Annotated in this window: 15 protein-coding genes; 7 read left to right on the forward strand and 8 right to left on the reverse strand. The window is 75.5% G+C overall.

Annotation, left to right across the window (positions count from 1 at the left end):
- Window positions 1–6: 6 nt before the first annotated feature.
- Window positions 7–3,429: an AfsR/SARP family transcriptional regulator gene (locus ACSUPR_RS26215; RefSeq protein WP_436887379.1), complete on the forward strand. Its 3,423-nt coding sequence runs from the start codon at window positions 7–9 to the stop codon at window positions 3,427–3,429.
- Window positions 3,430–3,484: 55 nt separating this feature from the next.
- On the opposite strand, the gene ACSUPR_RS26220 is transcribed toward ACSUPR_RS26215, so the two are convergent.
- Both ACSUPR_RS26220 and ACSUPR_RS26225 read right to left on the reverse strand, forming a co-directional pair.
- Window positions 3,485–4,315 carry an ABC transporter permease gene (locus ACSUPR_RS26220; RefSeq protein WP_436887380.1) on the reverse strand — a complete coding sequence of 277 codons (831 nt, stop codon included), beginning with the start codon at window positions 4,313–4,315 and terminating at the stop codon, window positions 3,485–3,487.
- Window positions 4,312–5,274 carry an ATP-binding cassette domain-containing protein gene (locus ACSUPR_RS26225; RefSeq protein WP_436887381.1) on the reverse strand — a complete coding sequence of 321 codons (963 nt, stop codon included), beginning with the start codon at window positions 5,272–5,274 and terminating at the stop codon, window positions 4,312–4,314. Before ACSUPR_RS26225 ends, ACSUPR_RS26220 begins: the two co-directional genes overlap by 4 nt.
- A 158-nt stretch (window positions 5,275–5,432) precedes the next feature.
- Here ACSUPR_RS26225 and ACSUPR_RS26230 point away from each other — a divergent pair, with 158 nt between their 5' ends.
- Both ACSUPR_RS26230 and ACSUPR_RS26235 read left to right on the forward strand, forming a co-directional pair.
- Complete coding sequence (locus ACSUPR_RS26230) at window positions 5,433–6,002, forward strand: PH domain-containing protein (protein WP_436887382.1); 570 nt, start codon at window positions 5,433–5,435, stop codon at window positions 6,000–6,002.
- Between the two features lie 431 nt (window positions 6,003–6,433).
- Window positions 6,434–7,924, forward strand: a complete 1,491-nt coding sequence (locus tag ACSUPR_RS26235; protein WP_436887383.1) for a PH domain-containing protein — start codon at window positions 6,434–6,436, stop codon at window positions 7,922–7,924.
- Here the strand turns inward: ACSUPR_RS26235 and ACSUPR_RS26240 are convergent.
- Together ACSUPR_RS26240 and sepH are read right to left on the reverse strand one after the other, a co-directional pair.
- Window positions 7,875–9,329 carry a carboxylesterase/lipase family protein gene (locus ACSUPR_RS26240; RefSeq protein ID WP_436887384.1) on the reverse strand — a complete coding sequence of 485 codons (1,455 nt, stop codon included), beginning with the start codon at window positions 9,327–9,329 and terminating at the stop codon, window positions 7,875–7,877. The two genes, ACSUPR_RS26235 and ACSUPR_RS26240, sit on opposite strands and share 50 nt — an antisense overlap.
- Before the next feature lie 192 nt (window positions 9,330–9,521).
- Entirely contained in the window at window positions 9,522–11,042 is a 1,521-nt protein-coding gene (sepH, locus tag ACSUPR_RS26245) for a septation protein SepH (RefSeq protein ID WP_436887385.1), read from the reverse strand.
- A 586-nt stretch (window positions 11,043–11,628) separates the two neighbouring features.
- On the opposite strand from sepH, the gene ACSUPR_RS26250 reads away from it, so the two are divergent.
- Window positions 11,629–12,663, forward strand: coding sequence for a hypothetical protein (locus ACSUPR_RS26250; RefSeq protein ID WP_436887386.1), 1,035 nt, complete (start codon window positions 11,629–11,631; stop codon window positions 12,661–12,663).
- 73 nt (window positions 12,664–12,736) lie between these two features.
- Here the strand turns inward: ACSUPR_RS26250 and ACSUPR_RS26255 are convergent, their stop codons facing one another.
- Window positions 12,737–14,035: a D-arabinono-1,4-lactone oxidase gene (locus ACSUPR_RS26255; RefSeq protein ID WP_436887387.1), complete on the reverse strand. Its 1,299-nt coding sequence runs from the start codon at window positions 14,033–14,035 to the stop codon at window positions 12,737–12,739.
- Between the two features lie 144 nt (window positions 14,036–14,179).
- Between ACSUPR_RS26255 and ACSUPR_RS26260 the strand changes: the two genes are divergently transcribed.
- Together ACSUPR_RS26260 and ACSUPR_RS26265 are read left to right on the forward strand one after the other, a co-directional pair.
- Window positions 14,180–15,199, forward strand: coding sequence for a ferrochelatase (locus tag ACSUPR_RS26260; protein WP_436887388.1), 1,020 nt, complete (start codon window positions 14,180–14,182; stop codon window positions 15,197–15,199).
- A 110-nt stretch (window positions 15,200–15,309) separates the two neighbouring features.
- The gene (locus ACSUPR_RS26265; protein ID WP_436887389.1) at window positions 15,310–17,346 is read left to right on the forward strand and encodes a S9 family peptidase; all 2,037 of its coding nucleotides are present in this window, start codon (window positions 15,310–15,312) and stop codon (window positions 17,344–17,346) included.
- A 41-nt stretch (window positions 17,347–17,387) separates the two neighbouring features.
- On the opposite strand, the gene ACSUPR_RS26270 is transcribed toward ACSUPR_RS26265, so the two are convergent.
- Entirely contained in the window at window positions 17,388–17,840 is a 453-nt protein-coding gene (locus ACSUPR_RS26270) for an N-acetyltransferase family protein (RefSeq protein ID WP_436887390.1), read from the reverse strand.
- Window positions 17,841–17,863: 23 nt separating this feature from the next.
- A complete protein-coding gene (locus ACSUPR_RS26275; RefSeq protein WP_436887391.1) occupies window positions 17,864–18,283 on the reverse strand; it encodes a hypothetical protein in 420 nt (139 codons plus the stop codon).
- A 140-nt stretch (window positions 18,284–18,423) separates the two neighbouring features.
- On the opposite strand from ACSUPR_RS26275, the gene ACSUPR_RS26280 reads away from it, so the two are divergent.
- The gene (locus ACSUPR_RS26280; protein ID WP_436887392.1) at window positions 18,424–19,236 is read left to right on the forward strand and encodes an inositol monophosphatase family protein; all 813 of its coding nucleotides are present in this window, start codon (window positions 18,424–18,426) and stop codon (window positions 19,234–19,236) included.
- 86 nt (window positions 19,237–19,322) lie between these two features.
- On the opposite strand, the gene ACSUPR_RS26285 is transcribed toward ACSUPR_RS26280, so the two are convergent.
- Window positions 19,323–19,484 (reverse strand): hypothetical protein, encoded by a 162-nt coding sequence (locus tag ACSUPR_RS26285; protein ID WP_274811640.1) that lies wholly within the window; start codon window positions 19,482–19,484, stop codon window positions 19,323–19,325.
- Window positions 19,485–19,829: the final 345 nt, after the last annotated feature.

The following is a 19,829-nucleotide window of genomic DNA, read 5'->3' on the forward strand; positions in this document are numbered from 1 at the left end:
GGAGGGGTGCGGTTCTCCATACTCGGCCCCCTGCTGGTGCACGACGCCTCCGGGGAGCCCGTGACGATCGGCGGTGCCCGGCTGCGCACCCTCCTGGGCCTGCTGCTGCTCCGCCCCGGCCAGTGGGCGGCCGTCGACCACCTGCTCGAATCCGTGTGGTCCGGTGCCCCACCGGCCGGGGCCGCCAACGCCCTGCAGGCCCTGGTGTCCCGGTTGCGGCGGACGCTGGCCGGCGGGGCTCCGGTGGAGGGAGGCCCGGAGGGGTACCGCCTGGACGTGGCACCGGACCGGGTCGACCTCTTCGTGTTCGAGGACCTGGTCCGGTCGGGGCGCGACCACCGCGCGGGCGGACGCCCCGCCCCGGCGCTGGCGGACCTGGAACGGGCGCTGGGGCTGTGGCGGGGCCCGGCGCTGGTGGACCTGACCGCCCAGGGCCTGGCGGAGGGCGTCGCCGCGCGCCTGGACCAGACGCACCTGACCGCCCGGGAGGAGCGGCTCGCGGCCCTGCTCGACCTGGAGCGCACCGCCGAGGCGGTGGCCGAGGCGGAGGCCCTGGCCGGGAGCGAACCGCACCGGGAGCGCCCGGTGGAGCTGCTGGTCCGCGCGCTGGCGGCGGCCGGGCGCACCGCCGACGCGGTGGCGGCCTACGAGCGCTTCCGCGCACGCCTGGCCGAGGGCCTGGGACTGGATCCCTCCCCGCGCCTGGAGGACGTCCACCTGCGCCTGCTCCGAGGCCAGCTGTCCACCCCCGCCCCGGACGCCCGCCCACCGGCCCGCCCCGGGGAGGGCTCCCCGCCCGACCCGCGCGGGCACGGCGTCCGCCCGGGTCCCGGCCGTGCCGGGGGCGCCGCCGTCGGCGGGCCCGGTGCCGCTGCGCCGCCCCCGCCCGCCGACCCCCCGGCGCCCGCGGGGACCGCGCCGGACGCGGCCGGTACGGGCGGGGCGCACATGCGCCTGCCGGTGCCGCTCACCGGTTTCGTTCCGCGAGCAGAGGTGGGCCTCGCCGTCGACCTGCTCGCCCGCGGCCGGTCGGTCACCCTGACCGGACCGGGCGGGGCGGGCAAGACCAGACTGGCCGTCGAGAGCGCCACCGCCTTCGTCGCCGACCACCCCGCCCTGGCGGCCAGGGGCGCCTGGTTCGTCGAACTCGCACCCCTCACCGAGGGCGCCTCCCTGCCCGAGGCGGTGGCGGACACCCTGGGCGTGCGCGAGCACGCCCTCCTCCAGACCCGTTCCGCCCCGCCCCCGCCGCCCGCCGAGCGCGTCGCGGCGTTCATCGCCGACCACCCCGTGCTCCTGGTCCTGGACAACTGCGAGCACCTCATCGACGACGCCGCGCGCTTCACGGCCCTCCTGCTGTCCCGCTGCCCGCGCCTGCGCGTCCTGGCCACCTCCCGCGAACCCCTGGGCACGTCGGGCGAGCACCTCCTGCCCGTCCCCTCCCTGCCGCTGCCCGCCGAGCACGCCAGGGCGGCCGAGGCCGCGGCCGCCCCCTCGGTCGTCCTGTTCGCCGAACGCGCCCGCGCGGTCCGCCCGGACTTCGCCGTCACCGACCACAACGCCCCCCACGTCGTGCGCATCGTCCGCGCCCTGGACGGCCTGCCCCTGGCCCTGGAGCTGGCCGCCGCCCGCCTGCGCGCGATGACCCCCGCCCAGCTCGCCGACCGGCTGGACGACCGCTTCCGCCTGCTGGGCGGCGGCCTGCGCCGCGCGCCCCGGCACAGCACGCTGCGCGCGGTCGTCGACTGGAGCTGGGAGCTGCTGGGCGAGGCGGAGCGCCGACTGCTGCGTCGCCTGTCGGTGTTCGCCGGGGGAGCGGACCTCGAATCCGTCGAGCACGTCTGCGCCGACCCCGGCACCCCCGGCGCCGTGGCCGGGCACGACGTGTGGACCGTCCTGTTCGCCCTCGTCGACAAGTCCCTGGTGGTCGCCAAGGAACCCCGCCGCGCCGACGCCCCGCCCCGCTACCGCCTGTTGGAGACCGTCCGCGCCTACGCGGCCGAACGCCTCGACGACGCCGGGGAGACCGACACCGTCCGGAGCGTCCACGCCCACCGCGTCCGCGACCTGTGGCGGGAGGCCGATCCGCTGCTGCGCGGTCCCCGCCAGGGCGAGCTGCTCGCCCGGCTGCACGACGAGAACGACGGCTTCGCCGCCGCGATGCGCTGGGCGGTGGAGCGGCGCGACGTCCACCTCGCCCTGGACCTCATCGAGTACTCCCAGTGGTACTGGACCCTGAGCGACGCCTGGGAACCGGTCTCCCGGTGGTCCGGGCAGATCCTCGACATGGCGGGCGGCGAGGTCCCGGCCGGTCGCGCCATGGCGTACGCCAGCTGCCTGTTCCACCGGGCCGCCGCGACCACGGACTCCCTCAAGGACATCCGGTACCACGTCGGGGCGATCGAGGAGGTGCTGGCCGCGCAGGGCCGGCTTCCGGAGGAGCACCCCCTGCTCGTCTACAGCCTCATGTACCGGGCGATGGCGGAGGGCGGCGACGGGGAGACCCGGAAGCGGATCACGCGCGCTCTGGAGACCTCCGACCCCTGGATGCGCGCCATGGTGTGCACGCTGCTGTCCCTGGTCGACACCCTCGTCGGCCGTTTCGACGCCGCCCTGGAACACGCGGGTGCGGCACTGGAGGGGTTCCGTGCGCTCGGCGACGCCTGGGGCGTGTGCCAGGCGCTGGCCCAGGCGGTGGACTCGCACCGCTTCAACGACCTGGAGCGCAGCGGGGAGCTGCTGGAGGAGGGGATCGCCCTGGCCGACTCCCAGGGGCTGGAGGGCATGGCCGCCGTGTTCCGGGTGCGCCGGGCCCAGGTCCTCATCGACCGGGGCGACCTGGGCCGGGCCCGTACCGAACTGGACCGGCTGGCGGCCCGGCGCCCGACCCAGCCCGAGCACGCCGTCCTGGTGCTGCTGGCCGAGGCCCAGTGGGAGCTCGAGGCGGGCGGCCACGAGCGGGCCAGGGCCCTGGTGGAGCGGATCAAGACCGTGCTGGAGACGCTCGGCGGGTTCGCGCCCGCCTACGCCGAGGTCGGGGCGTGCGCCCTGTCGGCGACCATCTCCTGGTCCGAGGGAGACCCGGACCGGGCCCGGCGCGAGGCCGCCTGGTCCTGGTGGAGGCTCATCGGCATCATGGGCCCGATCCGGGCGGAGGTCCTCGATGTCCTGGCGGCCATGGCGGTGGAGGAGGATCCGCTCCTGTCGGCGCGGTTGACCGGGTGGGCGTGCGCGCTGCGCGGTGTCGCCGACACCACCGGTCCGGTCGTGGCGCGCACGGCCGAACGCCTCGGTGACAGGCTCGGCGCCCGGGAGCGCGACCGCCTCGTGGAGGAGGCCGCCGCCCTGACCCCGGAGGAGGCGTTCGGTGCGGCCTCCCGGTGGCTGGCGGAGACCGTCCCCGAGGAGGTCCCCGCCGACCACCGCTGACCGCCCGTCCCCGGGCGACGGGCGGCCCGGAGCCGCCCGGGCCGCCCGGCACGGTTCAGGTGCGGCGCCGGTAGGCCCACACCGCCGGTGGGAAGAACACGGCGGTGATGATCGCCGCCCACACCAGCGTCCACGTGACCGGCCCGGCGACGTCGCCGCCGATCATCAGCCCGCGCATGGCGTCGACGATGTGCGTCACCGGGTTGTTGGCCGCGATCACCCGCAGCCAGGAGGGCATGCTGTCGGGGTCGACGAACGCCGAACTGGCGAAGGTCAGCGGGAACATGAGGATCATCCCGAACGCCTGCACCGCCATCGGGGTGCGCACGATCATGCCCACGAACGCCGACATCCAGCACAGCGCGAACGCGAACAGCAGGACCAGCGCCCCGGCCGCGACCACGCCCACCAGGCCGCCCTCGGGCCGGAACCCGATGACCACCCCCACCAGCAGCACCATCACCACGGTGATCGTGTACCGCACCAGGTCGCCCAGGATCGCGCCGATCAGTGGGGCCGAGCGGGCGATGGGCAGCGAGCGGAACCGGTCGAAGATGCCCTTCTCCACGTCCTGGCTGAGCGCGAACCCGGTGCCCAGCGTCGCGAAGATGACCGACTGCGCCACGATGCCGGGCATGAGGAAGTCACGGTAGGCCTGCCAGTCGCCCATGAGCGCCTGTCCGAACACGAACACGAACAGGGTCACGAACATGACCGGCTGGAGGATGAGCCCGAAGACCTCCTCCGGGTTGGCCTTGATCTTGAGGACGCTGCGCCAGGCCAGCTGGAGCCCGTTGCGGACGGTCGTCAGCGGCGTGATGTGCCGGGGGACCGGATTCACGGCCCCGGCCTGCGTCGAGCGCTCCCGTGTCGTCACGGCGCTCATACCGGCATCTCCTCGATCTCGTTGTCGGTGTCGGCGGCGTGCCCGGTCAGGGCCAGGAACACCTCGTCCAGGCTCGGCTTGCGCAGCGACAGCTCGGCGACGGCCACCCCCTGCTCGTCCAGGCGGCGCACCACCTCGGGCAGCACGCCCGAGTCGGTGACGGGCACGCTGGCCACCAGGTCGTCCCGGGTGGCCGGGGAACCGGTGACCGCCTCGAGGATCCTGGTGGCCAGCGGCAGCCGGTCGGCCTCGACGGTGCGCAGCTCCAGCACCTGTCCGCCGGTCCGGTTCTTGAGCTCCTCCGGGGTGCCCCGGCTGATGACCCGGCCGTGGTCGAGCACCAGCAGGTCGTCGGCGAGCCGGTCGGCCTCCTCCAGGTACTGGGTGGTGAGCAGGACGGTGACCCCGTCCCCGACCAGGTCGCGGACCACGTCCCACAGGTCGTTGCGGCTGCGCGGGTCCAGACCGGTCGTCGGCTCGTCCAGGTACAGCAGGGCGGGCCGGCCGACCAGGCTGGCGGCCAGGTCCAGGCGGCGCCGCATGCCGCCGGAGTAGGTCTTGGCGGGGCGGCCCCCCGCGTCGGACAGCGAGAACCGCTCCAGCAGCTCGTCCGCCCGGACGCGGGCCCCCGCCCGGTCGAAGCCCAGCAGCCGGGCGATCAGCACGAGGTTCTGCACACCGGTCAGCTCGTCGTCGACCGCGGCGTACTGGCCGGTCAGGCCGATCAGGCGGCGGACCTCGTGCGGCTCGCGCGCGACGTCGAACCCGCCGACCTCGGCGTGCCCGGCGTCCGGGCGCAGCAGGGTGGCGAGGATGCGCACCGTGGTCGTCTTGCCGGAGCCGTTGGGTCCCAGGACACCCAGCACGGCCCCCGTCCTGGCGGTCAGGTCCACCCCGTCCAGAGCCCGTTTGCCCTTGAACTCTTTGACCAGGCCCTCCGCGCGTATGGCGTCTGTCATCGCTCCTCCGTTCCCGTGTTCGATCACCAGTCTGGTCGGCGCCCCTGACAGAACGCTGACACGCGGTGGGGCCCCGCCCGCACCGCGCTGACAGCGCGGCCCGGGAGCGCCCGGGGCGCGGGGGTTCGCGGGCCCGGGGCGGGCCTAGACTCGTGTCCGTGAACGAGACCCCGCCGGACCCCCCACTGGACGCCCCGCCGCCGGAGCCGACGCACGCGGCCCTCCTGCGGCCGCCGGAGCGCAGGGTGAGCGGGCGCGCGGTCGGGGTGTGGACGGTGCGCCTGCTGGTGGGCGGGCTGGTCGTCACGGCGCTGCTGAGCGCGGCCGCCTGGGCTCTGACCTCGCTCGGATGGGAGTGGCCGCCCGCGTGGGTGCGCGAGTACGCTCCGGTCGTACCCGTCGTCTACGGGGTGTACGCGCTGCTCAGGGTGGCGATCGTGCCGTCCTGGCGGTACCGGGTGCACCGCTGGGAGGTGACCGGGGACGTCATCTACACGCGCTCGGGGTGGGTGAGCCGGACCTGGCAGCTGGTGCCGGTGAGCCGCCTGCAGACGGTGGACCACACCCAGGGGTGGCTGGAGCGCCTCTTCTCCGTGGCGACCCTGGAGGTGCAGACGGCCTCCTACGCGGGATCGTCGACCATCGAGGGCCTGGACGCCGAGGAGGCGCGCCGGCTGAGCGAGGACCTGGCTGTCCGCGCCGGGACGCTGCGGGACGACGCGACATGACCGGCGGAACCGGGGAAGGCGACCGGACGGCGACGGGCGCCTCCTCCCCCCGCGACGGGACCCCCGCCGACCCGAACCCGTCGGCCGGGGACGCCGGAGACCGCGCGCGCTCCGCCCCCCGCACGCCCCAGGGGGACGCCGATCCCCCGGAGACCGGAGGGCCGGGAGGGGGGCCCGGCCCCGCCGGACGGGCGGTGCCGGACGGCGCGGATCCCGCCGGGGAGGCGCCCGGGTCCTCCGGCGCCGGTGCGCGGGAAGGGGCGCCCGGGGCGGCCGGGGGCGGTACGGCCGCGGAGCCGGGCCCCCCGGGGTGCGCGTCCGAGCCCTCTGGGGCGGGTGCGCCCGGGGACGTCGGGGACGGCGCTCCCGGGGACCCGCCCGGGGCGCCGGAGTCCGGGGCGGAGAGGGCGCGCAGGCTGAGCGCTCGCACCATGGTCGTGGGGCCCGTCAACCAGCTGCGCAGCCTCCTGCTGCCCATCGTCGCGGGCCTGGTCGTGGGCGGGTTCAACCCGTGGGTGCTGGGCGCCACCGGGGCGGGCGTGGTCGCCCTGCTCGTCGGCGGCTTCGTCACCTGGCGGACCACGCGCTACGAGGTGGCCGGGGACCACCTGGAGATCCGCAAGGGCCTGCTGAGCCGTTCCCGGCGCACCATCCCACTCGAGCGCATCCGGGGCGTGGACGTCACCAGCACCCTCCTGCACCGGATCCTGGGCGTCGCCGTGGTGCGCGTCGAGGCGGCGGCCGGGGCGGCGGGCGGCGGCGAGGACGGAAAGCTCGACGCCGTGGACACCGCCGAGGCCGAGCGGCTGCGCCGGGTCCTGCTGCACCGCCGGGCGGTGCTGACCGGGCAGGCCGGGACGGCCCCCGCCGACGGCGCCCCGACCGACGGCGCCCCCGCCGAGGAAGCCCCGTCCCAGGTGCCCGGCCCCGGCGCCCCGCCCGTCGACGAGGGCACCGTCCACTTCGTCATCCCCCGCTCCTGGTACCTGTACGGCGCGCTGAGCCTGGGCTACCTGCTCACCCCGTTCGCGGTGCTGTCCGCCCTGTTCGGCGCGGTCCAGCAGACCGCGGGGGAGTGGGCCACCGACGCGTTCATCGACTGGGTGCAGGCCTCCGACCGCAGCGGCCTGGTGATGGTCGCCGCCGTGGCCGCCGCGGTGATCGTGCTGCTCATGCCGGTGTTCGCGGTGGTCTCCTACGCCCTCACCCACTGGGGCTTCACCCTGCGCGAGCGCGACGGCTCCCTGGTGGCCGAGCGCGGCCTGTTCACCCGGCGCAGCGTCACCCTGGAGAAGCGGCGCGTCCGCGGCTACGAGCTGCTGGACAACCCCCTGGAGCGGCTGCGCGGCGCGGTGCGCCTGCGCGCCATCGTCACCGGCCTGGGCGACACGGCGGGCCGCTCGGTGCTGCTGCCGATCGGCCCGCGCGCCCGTGTCGAAGAGGTCGTGGAGCACGCCCTGGGCCGCTACACCGGGACGCTGCGCCGCCACCCGGGGGCGGCCCTGCGCCGCCGCCTGGTGCGCTCGGTGGGCCCGCCCGCGCTGGCCCTGGCCCTGGCGGCGGCCTTCGGCCCCGGCTGGTCCGTCGTCCTGGCCCTGGTCCTCACGGTGGCCGGGGTGCCCCTGGGGGTGGACCGCTACCTGTCCCTGGGGCACGGCCACGACGGGCGCCGGGTGAGCGTGCGCTCGGGTTCGCTGTCCCGCTCCCAGGCCACGGTGGAGCGGTCGGCGGTGATCGGCTGGACCTGGAGGCAGACGCTGTTCCAGCGCGGCCCCGGCCTGGCCGACATCCAGGTGAACGTGGGCGCGGGAGCCGGGGGCTACACCGCCGGGGACGCCTCCTTCGAGGAGTCGGTCGGCTTCGCCGCCGGGGTCACGCCGGAGATGGTCCGCCCGTTCCTGGCCGACCCGCGGCACCGCTGACCGGGCCGGTCCGGTCGGCGTCCAGGACGTACGGCTCGGCCCGTTCCGCCCAGGAGGGCCAGCCGGGGTCGCCCTCGCGGACGAAGTCCACCCAGGCCCGGTGCGTCCTCCCGGCCAGCCCGGCGGGGGCGTCCGGGCCGGTCAGGGCCAGGGCCCCGGGGGTGCCCAGCCGGTCGAACACGAACGGCAGCTCCATGCAGTGCGCGGCGCCCAGCCCCGCGACGGGGCTGCGCCAGGCGAACCCGTAGACGTGGGAGGAGGCGCCCCGGGCGGCGCGCGCCCGGGCGATCCGCCGCACCGGCCGCTCCAGCACCACCTCGCCGATGAGGGCCCCGGCCAGCATCCCGGTGCTCATGCCGGGTCGGCGCGAGCGCAGCCGGAGCAGCGCCGCCGGGCCCACGCCGAACCGCAGCGCCCCCAGGGCCAGCAGCGGCCACCCCAGGCCGCGGTCGGCGCCGGTGGGGGCCAGCCAGAGGCGGTGCTCCTCCAGGGTGGTGCCCATGAGCAGGTCCAGGTGGTCGGCGGCGCCCGCGCGCAGCGCCTCGTAGGGGGAGCGCGGCACCAGGTCGCCGTCCACGGCCAGGGAGAACGCGGGGCCGCCCGCGAGCGGGTCGCCCGCGGCCATCGCCCGGTGCTGGGCGTCGACCAGGTCCTCGGGCTTCACCTCCGCGAAGGCGTCCCGGGTGGCGGGGATCCCCAGGTCCTGCGCCATGAGCCGGGTGATGCGCCCGGCCCGGTCGGGGGAGGCGGCGGTCAGCGGCCCGCTCTGGAGGATCGCCCGCCGTACCAGCCGCCCGGTCTCGGGGTGGGCGATCAGCGCGGCCGTGGTGGCGGCCCCGGCCGACTGCCCGGCGACGGTGATCCGCTCGGGGTCGCCGCCGAACGCGGCGATCTCCCGGCGCACCCAGCGCAGCGCGGCCATCTGGTCGGCCAGCCCCAGGTTGGGCTGGGCGCCCTCCAGCACGGAGAATCCCTCAGCGCCCAGCCGGTAGTTGGCGGACACGAACACGATCCCGTCGCGGGCGAAGGCGGTCCCGTCGTAGGCGCTCAGGGAGTTGGCCCCGCGGACCAGGGCCCCGCCGTGGAACCACAGCAGCACCGGCAGCGAACCGGGTTCGGCGTTCTCCGGCGCCCACACGTTGACGTGCAAGAAGTCGTCGCCCAGGGCGTCCACCGACGGCAGGATCTCCCCGATGGCGCCCTCGTAGGGAGCCTGCGGGGCGCCGGGGCCGTGCGCGGTGGCGTCGCGTACCCCGTCCCAGGCCGCGGCGGGGGCGGGCGGCGCGAAGCGGTGCTCCCCGACGGGCGGCGCCGCGTAGGGGACGCCCAGGTGGCGGACGGTCCCTCCCTCCGCGGCGCCGCGCAGCGCTCCGGTCCCGACGCGCGCGGTGGGTCCGTCCGTCATGGCTGTTCTCCTCGGGGGGAAGGCGTGGTGCAGGGCGATCGTACGCCTCCCGCCGGAGCCGGACCCGACCCGGGCGTCACACCGGTCACCGGAGACGGCGGCCCCGGCGGGCGGGCGCCGTCCGCCGACGCGGAACGGGGGCGGCCGCGACGGCGGCCGCCCCCGTGGGAAGCGGTGCGGGACCCCGGCGGGTCACTCGTCCTTCTTGGACCCGAACATGATCTCGTCCCAGGACGGCACCGAGGCGCGGCGGCCGCGCCCCTTGCGCTTGGGCGCGGGCCGGTCCCCGCCCGCCGCCGCGGCCGGGACCGGTGCCGAGGGCGCGGCCGGGGGCGGGGCCGGGTCCGCGGCCCGGCGCGGGGTCCCGGTGTCGTTGAGGTCGATGGTGGCCCGGCGGCGGCGCGGCGCCGGCTGGCTCAGGGGTGCCGCGGGCGGCACCTGGTCCGCGGTGGCCGACCAGGCCGGACGCTCCCGCTGGTCGGGCCGTTCGGCCGCCGGGCGCGCGGGACGCGGCCGTTCGGCCGCCGGGCCGTCGCCGCCCCGCTCCGGGGCCGCGGCCGTGGAGCCGTACCGCTCCTCCTCGTCGAACACCGGGGAGGCAGGCCGGGCCGACTCCTCGACCCGCGCCCGGCGCGGGGCGTGCCGTCCGGGATCCCCGTGCCCGTCGAACCCCTCCCGGGCGGACTCCGGGTACTCCCGGGCGTTGCGCTCGGCGAACTCCTCGGGTTCCGGGTGCTCCCGGCGGCCGCGGTCCGCGAACCCCTCGTGCCCGGAGCGGCGGCCGTCCCCCTCGTGCGCGGACCGGTGCGCGAACCGTTCGACGTGCTCCCAGTCGCGCTCGACCGGCTCCGGCTCCCGGGGCCCGGGCCGCTCGGTGCGGGCCGGGGCGTCGTACCCGCGGTGTTCGCGCGGCGCCTCGGTCCACCGCTGCCCCGGCTCCTCGCGCCGCTCGGGCCGCGGTGCCGGTCCGCCCTCCTGGCCGCGCGGAGCAGACGGCAGCAGCGGGTCGTCCAGCGTCCCCTCGGTGCGCCGGAGTCCGCCGACCCGCTCGGGTGCGGGCCGCACGGAGGCGCGGGGCGCCTCGGGCTCGGTGCGCCGGGGGGCGAAGGGGGTCACGTTCGCGGTGGGGGCGGGGGTCGGGTCCGGCGAGGAGAACCGGGCGGCCTCCTCGTCGGCGGGGGTGACGGTGTTGTGTCTGGGCTCGTACAGCCAGTGGGCGACGCGTTCCTCGCCGCCGTCCAGGAAGACGAGCTTGAGCTGCCAGGTGCGGTCCTCGCGCTTCCAGGAGTCCCACACCGCGTCGCCGGTCTCCAGCTGGTGGGCCCCGATGCGGCGGGCGACCAGTTCCTCCAGGTTCCCCCCGTGGGCGGCCTCGCCGGCGACGCGCACCGCGGCGCGCTGTGCCTGCTGTGCGATGTACTCCCGCTCCTGGAGGACAGGGCCCTCGAACCAGCGGACCCGTTCGATGGGTATGCCGGAGATCTCGGAGATGGCCTCCGCGGTCTCGCCGGACCTGATGCGGGCCTGGATTTCCTTGGGGCGCAACGGATTCTCCACTTCGATCTCGTACTGGCCGAGCCGGGAGAACTGGCCGCGTACTGCGGCGCGGAGGCGGTCGTCGACCGGGAGCATGAAACGGGTTCCACGGCCGGTGCTGGCCAGCACCAGGTAGGTGCCGTCCTCACTCACGGCCACGAGGCGAAGCTCGTGCATCGCCCTCCCTTTCGCGTCCCGTCGAGGACAGGTCCTTCGACCAACCCCCGCGTTCTCCAAGTCTGGTCGGCCGACAACCGTTCGGCCACTACCGCGCCCGGCGCGCCCGAACATGTGTGCCCGCCTCCCGGGCCGTGACGCACCATGTCACGGTGGGAGCGCCCCGGGCCGTCCCCGGGGTCCTCGCGGTCGCTTCCTTCGCCAATCTTGGCACGCTGACCCTTCCACGACCGGGAGCGATCACGGGGGAATGTCGTCATTCCCGTGCGAAGGCTCCGCCGTGATGGTATCCCGCGCCCCCCGAATCGCCCCAGGCTCGGGAAAAACTCCGATCTCGGTCGCTTCGTCGGGTAAGGGGATTCTCCTGGGCGCAACTCGACACGCCGATGGCCGCCAGAGAGTGATCCATCTTCATTGATGGCGTTATCGGAACCCTGTCGCCCTTAGCCTGAGTTATCCGCATATGAGTGGAATGTGAACTTTGGGGCGTCTGGGGCTGCATAGCCCGACACACGCCCATCCCGGAGCGCGGCGCGCCCTCCCGCGCGCCCTCCGGACGGGACGGAGCACGAAAGGGGACGGCCGCATGGGGCGGACCGAGCACCGCGACCGGCAGGACGGGGAAGAAGGCGGGGACAGTGGAAAGAAGCGCATCGAGCTGAGCGTGTCGCAGGTCGCCGGGGCGGGCGTCGCCACCCTCGCCGCCGCCACCGCCGCCTCCTACCTCAACGTCTACGGCACGGTCGTCGGGGCCGCGGTCATGGCCACCCTGAGCACCCTGGCCAGCCCCTTCCTCCAGCAGTGGTTCTCCCGCGGCGGCGACCACGCCCGCCTGTTCGCCGAGAGGACCGTGGGGTACGCCGAACCCGGGGGAACAGGTTCTCACCGCAGCGGCACCCACCCGCTGGACCCGCCGGGCACCGGCCCGGTGCCCGGCCTGCCGCCGACCGGGCCGCTCCCCGGGCTGCCCGGAGAACCCGACACCACCCGCACCATGGCCATGCCGGCCGTGGGGGCGGACGCCGCGGCCGCACAGTCCTCCGGCGCGGACGCCGCGGGGCCCCGGCCCGGCGGCCCGCGGACTCCGGACGGTCCCCCCGGAGGCGGGCAGGCCCGGCGCGGATGGCGTGCCTACGCGTTGACCGCGGCGGCGGTCTTCGTCCTGGTGATGCTGGTCGTCCTGCTGTTCGAGCTGTTCACCGGCCGCTCCCTGACCGCCTGGACCCAGGGCCGGCAGGAGTACACCTCGCCCACCCTGCTCGGCGGAGGCACCTCGGCGCCCCCGGCACAGGAGGAGGGCGGGACCGGCGGCGCTCCCGCCGACCGGGAGGAGCCGGCCGAACGGCAGGAGGACGGCACCGGACAGGGGGGCCGGGACCCGGTGGAGGAGCCCGCCGAACCCGGGTCCCCCGACCCGGGCACCGGACCCCCCGAGGGGGAGGACGGGTGGACCGACCCGGACGCCCCCGGCGACGGCGGTACCACCGGGCCCGGCGAGGGGTGGACCGACCCGGGCGCCGGCGGGGGCGGAACGGACCCCGGGGACACGGGCGGGACGGAGGGCTCCGGCGGCGCCGGCGGCGGGACCGGGGACGCCGTCCCCGACCTCCCCGCGGGCTGACCCCCGGGCGGGCCCCGCGGGTCCCGCGGGTCCCGCGGGACCCGCCCGGACACGCCGGGGACCCGCCCCCCGGTCAGCCGAAGACGCGGTCCAGGTAGTCGTTGCCGAACCGCCGCAGCGGGTCGACCCGGTCGCGTACCTCCAGGGCATCGCCCAGACGCGGGTACACCCCCTCCAGGTAGGAGCGGTCCCGGGTGTGGATCTTGCCCCAGTGCGGCCGGCCGCCCACCGAGGTGAACACCGCCTCCAGGTCGGCGAAGTACGCTTCGTACGGCGTCCCCTTGTACATGTGCACCGCCACGTAGGCGGTGTCGCGCCCGTAGGCCGTCGACAGCCACACGTCGTCGGCCGGGGCGAACCGCACCTCCACCGGGAAGCTCACCCGGTGGTCGCCCGCGTCCACGATCCGGCGGGCCTCGCGCAGCACGTCCACCAGGTGCTCGGCCGGGATCGCGTACTCCATCTCCACGAAGCGCACGTCCCGAACCGAGGTGAAGACCTTGTGCGACACGTCGGTGTAGGTGCGCGCGGACAGGGCCCGCGAACTGATCCGGTTCACCGCCGGGACCGTGCCGGGGAAGCGGCGGCAGACCCGGTTGACGCCCTCGAACACGGTGTTGGACAGGAAGTCGTCGTCCAGCCACTCCCTGAACCGCGACAGCGGCTGCGCCGGGCCTTCGGTGATGTTGTTGCGCTTGGTGTTGGTGTTGCCGGTGTGGGGGAACCAGTAGAACTCGAAGTGGTCGTTGCCGGACCGCAGTTCCGGCAGCCGCTCCAGCACCTCGTCCAGCGGCATCGGCTCCTCCCGGGCGTGCAGCAGGAACGCCGGGCGCACCGCCATCGTCAGCGCCGTCACCACGCCGAACGCCCCCAGGCCCACCCGCGCGGCGTGGAACAGCTCCGGTTCCCGCGCCGCCGAGCACTCCACCACCGAGCCGTCGGCCAGGACGAGCTCCAGGCCGACCACCTGGCTCGCCAGCCCGCCCGCGTCCCGGCCGGTGCCGTGCGTGCCGGTCTGCACCGCCCCGGCCACCGTCTGCACCGCGATGTCGCCCATGTTGGCCAGGGCCGCACCGCGGGCCGCGAGCGCGTCGTTGAAATCGCACAGGGGCAGCCCGGCCTCGACCGTGGCGGTGCCCGCCGCCGGATCCACCGAGCGCAGGCCCGTCAGCGAGGTGGGGGAGAGCAGGAGGCCGTCCGTGACGGCCACGTCGGTGAAGGAGTGCCCCGACCCCACCATGCGGACCCGCAGGCCGTCCGCGGCGGCGGAGTTCACGGCCGCGGCCACCTCCGCGGTGCTGTTGGGGGAGGCGGTCCGCCTGGGGCGGGCCCGGTGGGTGTCCGCCCATGTGTGCCACAACACATCTGTCATGCCAGGGGACATTACTCGCCGGTCACTTGTCTGAACAGGGGAGGAGCGGACGGGAGGCTCCCGGCAGGGAGGAGTCCAACGCCACAGGTCCGCTGACCGGGGGGTGCGGCGCACGGGTCCGGGAGAGCTGGTTTCATGAATCACATGAGGCCTTACGACGCGTTTCTGCTGATCTCCTTCGGCGGCCCGGAGGGCGAGGACGAGGTCATCCCGTTCCTGGAGAACGTCACGCGCGGACGCAACATCCCGCGCGAGCGGCTCGCGGAGGTCGGCGAGCACTACTTCCTCTTCGGAGGGGTCAGCCCGATCAACCGACAGTGCCGCGACCTGCTCGCCGCCGTCACCGAGAAGTTCGCCGCCGACGGCATCGACCTGCCGGTCTACTGGGGCAACCGGTTCTGGGCGCCGATGCTCGCCGACACCCTCGAGCAGATGAGGGAGGACGGGGTGCGGCGCGTGCTGGCGCTGCCCACCTCCGCCTACTGCAACTGGTCGAGCCGCACCGCCTACCTGGAGGACATCGACCGCGCCCGCGCCGCCCTGGGCGAGGGCGCCCCCGAGGTCGACCTGATCCGGCCCTTCTACGACCACCCCGGGTTCATCGAGCCCCTGGCCGAGCACACCCGCGCCGCCCTGGACGCGCTCCCCGCCGCCCAGCGCGAGGAGGCCCACCTGCTGTTCTCCGCGCACTCCATCCCCACCTCGATGGCCCTGGAGAGCGGCGGCCCCGAACTGGGCTTCGGCCCCGAGGGCGCCTACGGTGCCCAGCTCGCCCAGGCCGCCCGCCTGGTCGTGGAGCGGCTCGACCGCGAGTACCCCTTCGAGGTGGTCTACCAGAGCCGCAGCGGCCCCCCCTCCCAGCCCTGGCTGGAGCCCGACGTCAACGACCGCATGGAGGAGCTCGCCCGCGAGGGCGTTCCCGCCGTCGTCGTCATCCCGCACGGGTTCGTCTCCGACCACATGGAGGTCAAGTTCGACCTCGACGTGGAGGCCCGCCGGACCGCCGAGAAGCTGGGCATCGGGTACGAGCGCGCGCTCACCCCGGGCACCCACCCGGCCTTCGTCGCCATGGTCTCCGACCTGGTCCGCGAGTACACCGGGGGCGGGGAGCGCCGGCGCCTGGGCACGGTCCCCCGGTGCGCCGCCTGCTACTGCCGGGACTGACGCGAGGGGCCCCGGACCGCAGCACGGGGCCCCTCGGTAAACGCCGCTGACACCCTGAGGGGATAGGGTGCGACGAAGACCCGAACCCACCCCTCTCAGGAGTCATCGCCTTGGTCCGTTCCTGGTACGAACTGCCGGAATACGTCCGACTGAAGCGCGTCAACGGGCTGCGCCTCTCCCCCGACGGAACCCGTCTGGTCGCGCCCGTCAGCGGCATCGCCCCCGATGCCAAGACCTTCCACAGCGCCCTGTGGGAGATCGACGTCCGCCCCGAGTCCGAGGGCGGGACCGCCCCGCGCCGCCTCACGCGCGGCGTCAAGGGCGAGAGCACCGCGGGCTTCCTGCCCGACGGCTCGGTCCTGTTCACCAGCGCCCGCCCCGATCCCGACGCCGAGCCCGAGGAGAAGCCCAAGGCGGCCCTGTGGCTCCTGCCGGCCCGGGGCGGGGAAGCCCGCCGGGTCGCCTCCCGGCCCGGCGGCGTCGGCGCCTTCACCGTCGCCCGCGACTCCGGCCTGGTCGCCTTCATCTCCGCGACCCTGCCCGGCAGCCAGAACGGGGAGGACGAGGCCGAGGCCCGCAAGGCCCGCACCGAGGCGGGCGTCACCGCGATCCTGCACGAGTCGCTCCCGGTCCGCTACTGGGACAGCGACATCGGCCCGGACCACCCGCGCTTCTTCGTCGCCGAGCCGCCCGCAGACGTCGAGTCCCCCCTGGGGGAGCCCCGCGACCTCACCCCCGACGCGGGCAAGGCCCTGCTCAACGCCCAGGGCTCGCTCACCCCGGACGGCACCGCCCTGGTCACCACCTGGAACGTGCCCATCGGCAAGGGCGGCCAGCGCAGCGACCTCGTCACCGTCGACACCGCCACCGGGGAGCGCACCACCCTCCTCAGCAGGGAGGGCCACGACCTGGGCTCCCCCCTGGTCTCCCCGGACGGCCGCCTCATCGCCTACTCGCACGGCTTCGAGGGCGACTACGACGGCGAGCCGCGCGACTACCAGCTGTGGGTCCTGAACCGGGAGACCGGCGAGACCTCCCCGGTCCACCCGGGCCTGGAGCTGTGGGCCCGGGACTTCGCCTGGTCCGCCGACTCCGGATCGCTGTTCATCGTCGCCGACGAGAACGGCCGCCGCCCCGTCTTCCGCGCCGACCTGGCGGCCGGCACCGTCACCCGCATCACCGGCGACCACGGCGCCTACAGCGAGCTCAACCCGTCCCCGGACGGCCGGTACGTGTACGCGCTGCGCGACGCCTGGGACGCCCCGCCCGCCCCGGTCCGCCTGGACGCGGCCGCCGCCGACGGTGAGCCCGAGTACCTGCGCACCCCCGGCTCGGAGCTCACCATGCCGGGCACCCTCACCGAGATCGAGACCACCGCCGACGACGGCACCCGCATCCGCTCCTGGCTGGTGCTGCCCGAGGAGGCCTCCGCCTCGGCCCCGGCCCCGCTGGTGCTGTGGGTGCACGGCGGCCCGTACATGAGCTTCAACGGCTGGTCGTGGCGCTGGAACCCGTGGATCCTCGCGGCGAGGGGCTACGCCGTCCTGCTCCCGGACCCCGCGCTGTCCACCGGCTACGGCCAGGACATGCTGCGCCGGGCCTGGGGCAAGTGGGGGCCGCGCGTGTTCGCCGACGTCATGGCGATCACCGACGCCGCGGTGGCCCGTGAGGACATCGACGCCGGGCGCACCGCCATGATGGGCGGCTCCTTCGGCGGCTACATGGCCAACTGGATCGCCGGGCACACCGACCGGTTCAAGGCCATCGTCTCCCACGCCTCCCTGTGGGGCCTGGACGCGTTCAACGGCACCACCGACTACCCGCCGGTGTGGGAGTACGAGTTCGGCACCCCGCTGGAGCAGCCGGAGCGGTACCTGCTCAACTCCCCGCACCTGCACGCGCCGAACATCACCACGCCGATGCTGGTGATCCACGGTGACAAGGACTACCGGGTGCCCATCGGCGAGGGGCTGCGCCTGTGGCGCGACCTCCAGCTGTACGGGGTGGACTCCAAGTTCCTGTACTTCCCGGACGAGAACCACTGGATCCTCACCCCGGGCAACGCGCAGATCTGGTACGAGACCGTCTTCGCGTTCCTGGACCACCACGTCCACGGCAAGGAATGGGCCAGGCCCGAACTCCTCTGACCGGCCCCCGGGCGGCCGGGCCATCCCGGCCGCCCGGGTCCTCAGGGGCGCCAGACGTAGCGCACGTCGGGTTCGCGCTCCTCGTTGCGCGACCCGTCGGTCTCCTCCACCGCCGCGAAGCCGTGCCGCTCGTAGAAGCGCCGTGCGGGCGCGTTGACACGGAACGTCCACAGTTCCAGACCCCGCGGGCGCCTCTGCTTGGCCAGGCCGACCATCCGGTCGCCCAGGCCCCGGCCCCGCCACCCGGGCTCCAGGTAGAGCTGGTCCAGCGCGTTCCCGTCCAGGACCAGCAGGCCCACGACCCGGCCGCCGACGGTGCAGACCCAGCACTCCCGCCCGGGCACCACCACATGCGCGAACCAGGCGCGGACCGCCTCGTCGCCGTGCGCGCGGCGCACGGCGGGCAGGGCGGCGGCGAAGGAACGCAGCCACACCCCGGCCATGGCCTCGGCGTCGGCCGCCCCCGCCCGCCGCAGGACCGCACCACCGTCCACCCGGACCTCCCCGCCGTCTCTCCTCACCGGCCCGGACCGCGCAGCAGCGGTACCGGACCGTCGGTCCCCAGAGCCTTTCCGACCCGTCCCCCCGCGTACCGGGCGGACGCGAAGGCGACGTACCCCGTGTGCACCTCCGGGGCGGTGAGCACCGGCGCCGCCGACACCCGCGCGGTCACCGGCCGGTCCGGAGCGCCCCGGGCGGCCGGCGCCGGTACGGACCGTGCGAACGCCGCCCCGCGCCGCGGGAGCACGCCCGGGTCGTGGGTGCCGCCGTCGGGGACGCCGCGGCCGCCGTCGGCCGCCCCGCGGTCCACGGCGTCCGGGAACGCCGCCCGGGGACCGCGGTGGGACCGTGTCGGCGCGCGCAGCAGGTACGCGTCCGCGGGGCCGTGCCCCGACAGCAGCGCCCGGGCCGCGAGCGTGCACCGTTCCTGCTCCATGGGCCCCCTCCGAGTCCGGCGGGCATCGTATCGCCACGCCCGGATCCGGCCGGACCCGGAGGGTCGGCGCCGGACGGAGTTCACCCCGGCGGCGTAGAGTGCGGACCGGACACGACGTCTGAAGTTCGGAGAGCGGAGCAGTGACCGGCATCCACAGCACACCACCCGACCCGCGGGCCCTGCGCGACCTGGCCGTGCGGGTGGCGACCGAGGCGGGCGAGCTCGCCGCCGAGGGGCAGGCGGGCGTCACCGTGCTCGACACCAAGTCGAGCCCCACCGACGTCGTCACCAAGATGGACCGGGCCGTCGAGGAGCTCATCCGCTCCCGCCTGCTGGCGGCCCGCCCCGGCGACGCGATCCTGGGCGAGGAGGGAGGGGAGGAGAGCGGCGACGGCGGAGTGCGCTGGGTGGTCGACCCCATCGACGGCACCGTCAACTACCTCTACGGGCAGCCGGACTGGGGCGTGGCGATCGCCGCCGAGGTCGACGGCGAAGTGGTCGCGGCGGCGGTGGGCGTCCCGCGGCGCGGCGAGCTGTACGAGGCCGTGCTGGGCGAGGGGGCGCGGCGCAACGGCGAGCCCCTCCAGGCGCCGCCCGCGGTGCCGCTGGAGCAGGCGCTGGTCGCCACAGGCTTCGGCTACTTCGCCGAACGCCGAGCCCAGCAGGCGCGCGTGCTCCTCGAGGTCATCCCGCGCATCCGGGACATCCGCCGGGGCGGCTCGGCCGCCGTGGACCTGACGGGGCTGGCGGCGGGCCGTGCCGACGCCTTCTACGAGCGCGGGCTGAACGTGTGGGACTGGGCCGCGCCCGGGCTGATCGCCTCCGAGGCGGGTATCCGTGTGGGGGGCCTGAACGGCGGACCTCCCGCGAACGACCTGGTCATCGCGGCGCGACCGGAGCTGTACGACGCGCTGGACGCCCTCCTGGCGCCGCTGGGCGCCGACCGGGACTGACACGCGGGGCGCGGCGGGGACGATCCCCGCCGCGCCCCGTCGACCGGATGGGCCGCGTCCCGGTCCCGTGGGATCCGGGCGCCGGCTCAGGCGCAGTCGATGCCGTTGCGAGCCGCGATGCGGTACAGGTCCTCGAGCTCCGACGTGTGGGTGTCGATGAGGAACTCGTCGCCGGCGGCCTGCGCCGACTGCAGTGCACCGCGGGTCTCGTTGATACGGACCTTGATCTCCGCGAAGAACTCGCCCATTGCACCTCTTCCAGGGGTAGGCACCGGAGTACTCCCGTGCTCCGGTTGCATTCGGTATCGGGCACGTGGCGGTGCGTGCGCGATGCGGTGTGGTCACGTCCCTGTGACATGCGTGCGCGTCGCGGTCCGGCTCCCGGCCGGGTTCCGCGCGTGCGTCACTTACGTCTACCGCACTGTGATCCAGGTCAAACCACCACCCCCCGCGCGTGATGCTTCCGTGATCCGCCCCGCCGTCGGGGCCGCCTTCCATAAGATGGAAAAGCCCCTGTCGGCGGGGTCGCGGCGCTCCGCGCGGCGGCGGCCCGCGCACGGGTGCGGGCCGCGCTCCCGGGCCCGCGCGGAGCG

This window comes from Nocardiopsis dassonvillei (genome assembly GCF_964273065.1).
Classification (GTDB): Bacteria; Actinomycetota; Actinomycetes; order Streptosporangiales; family Streptosporangiaceae; genus Nocardiopsis; species Nocardiopsis dassonvillei_B.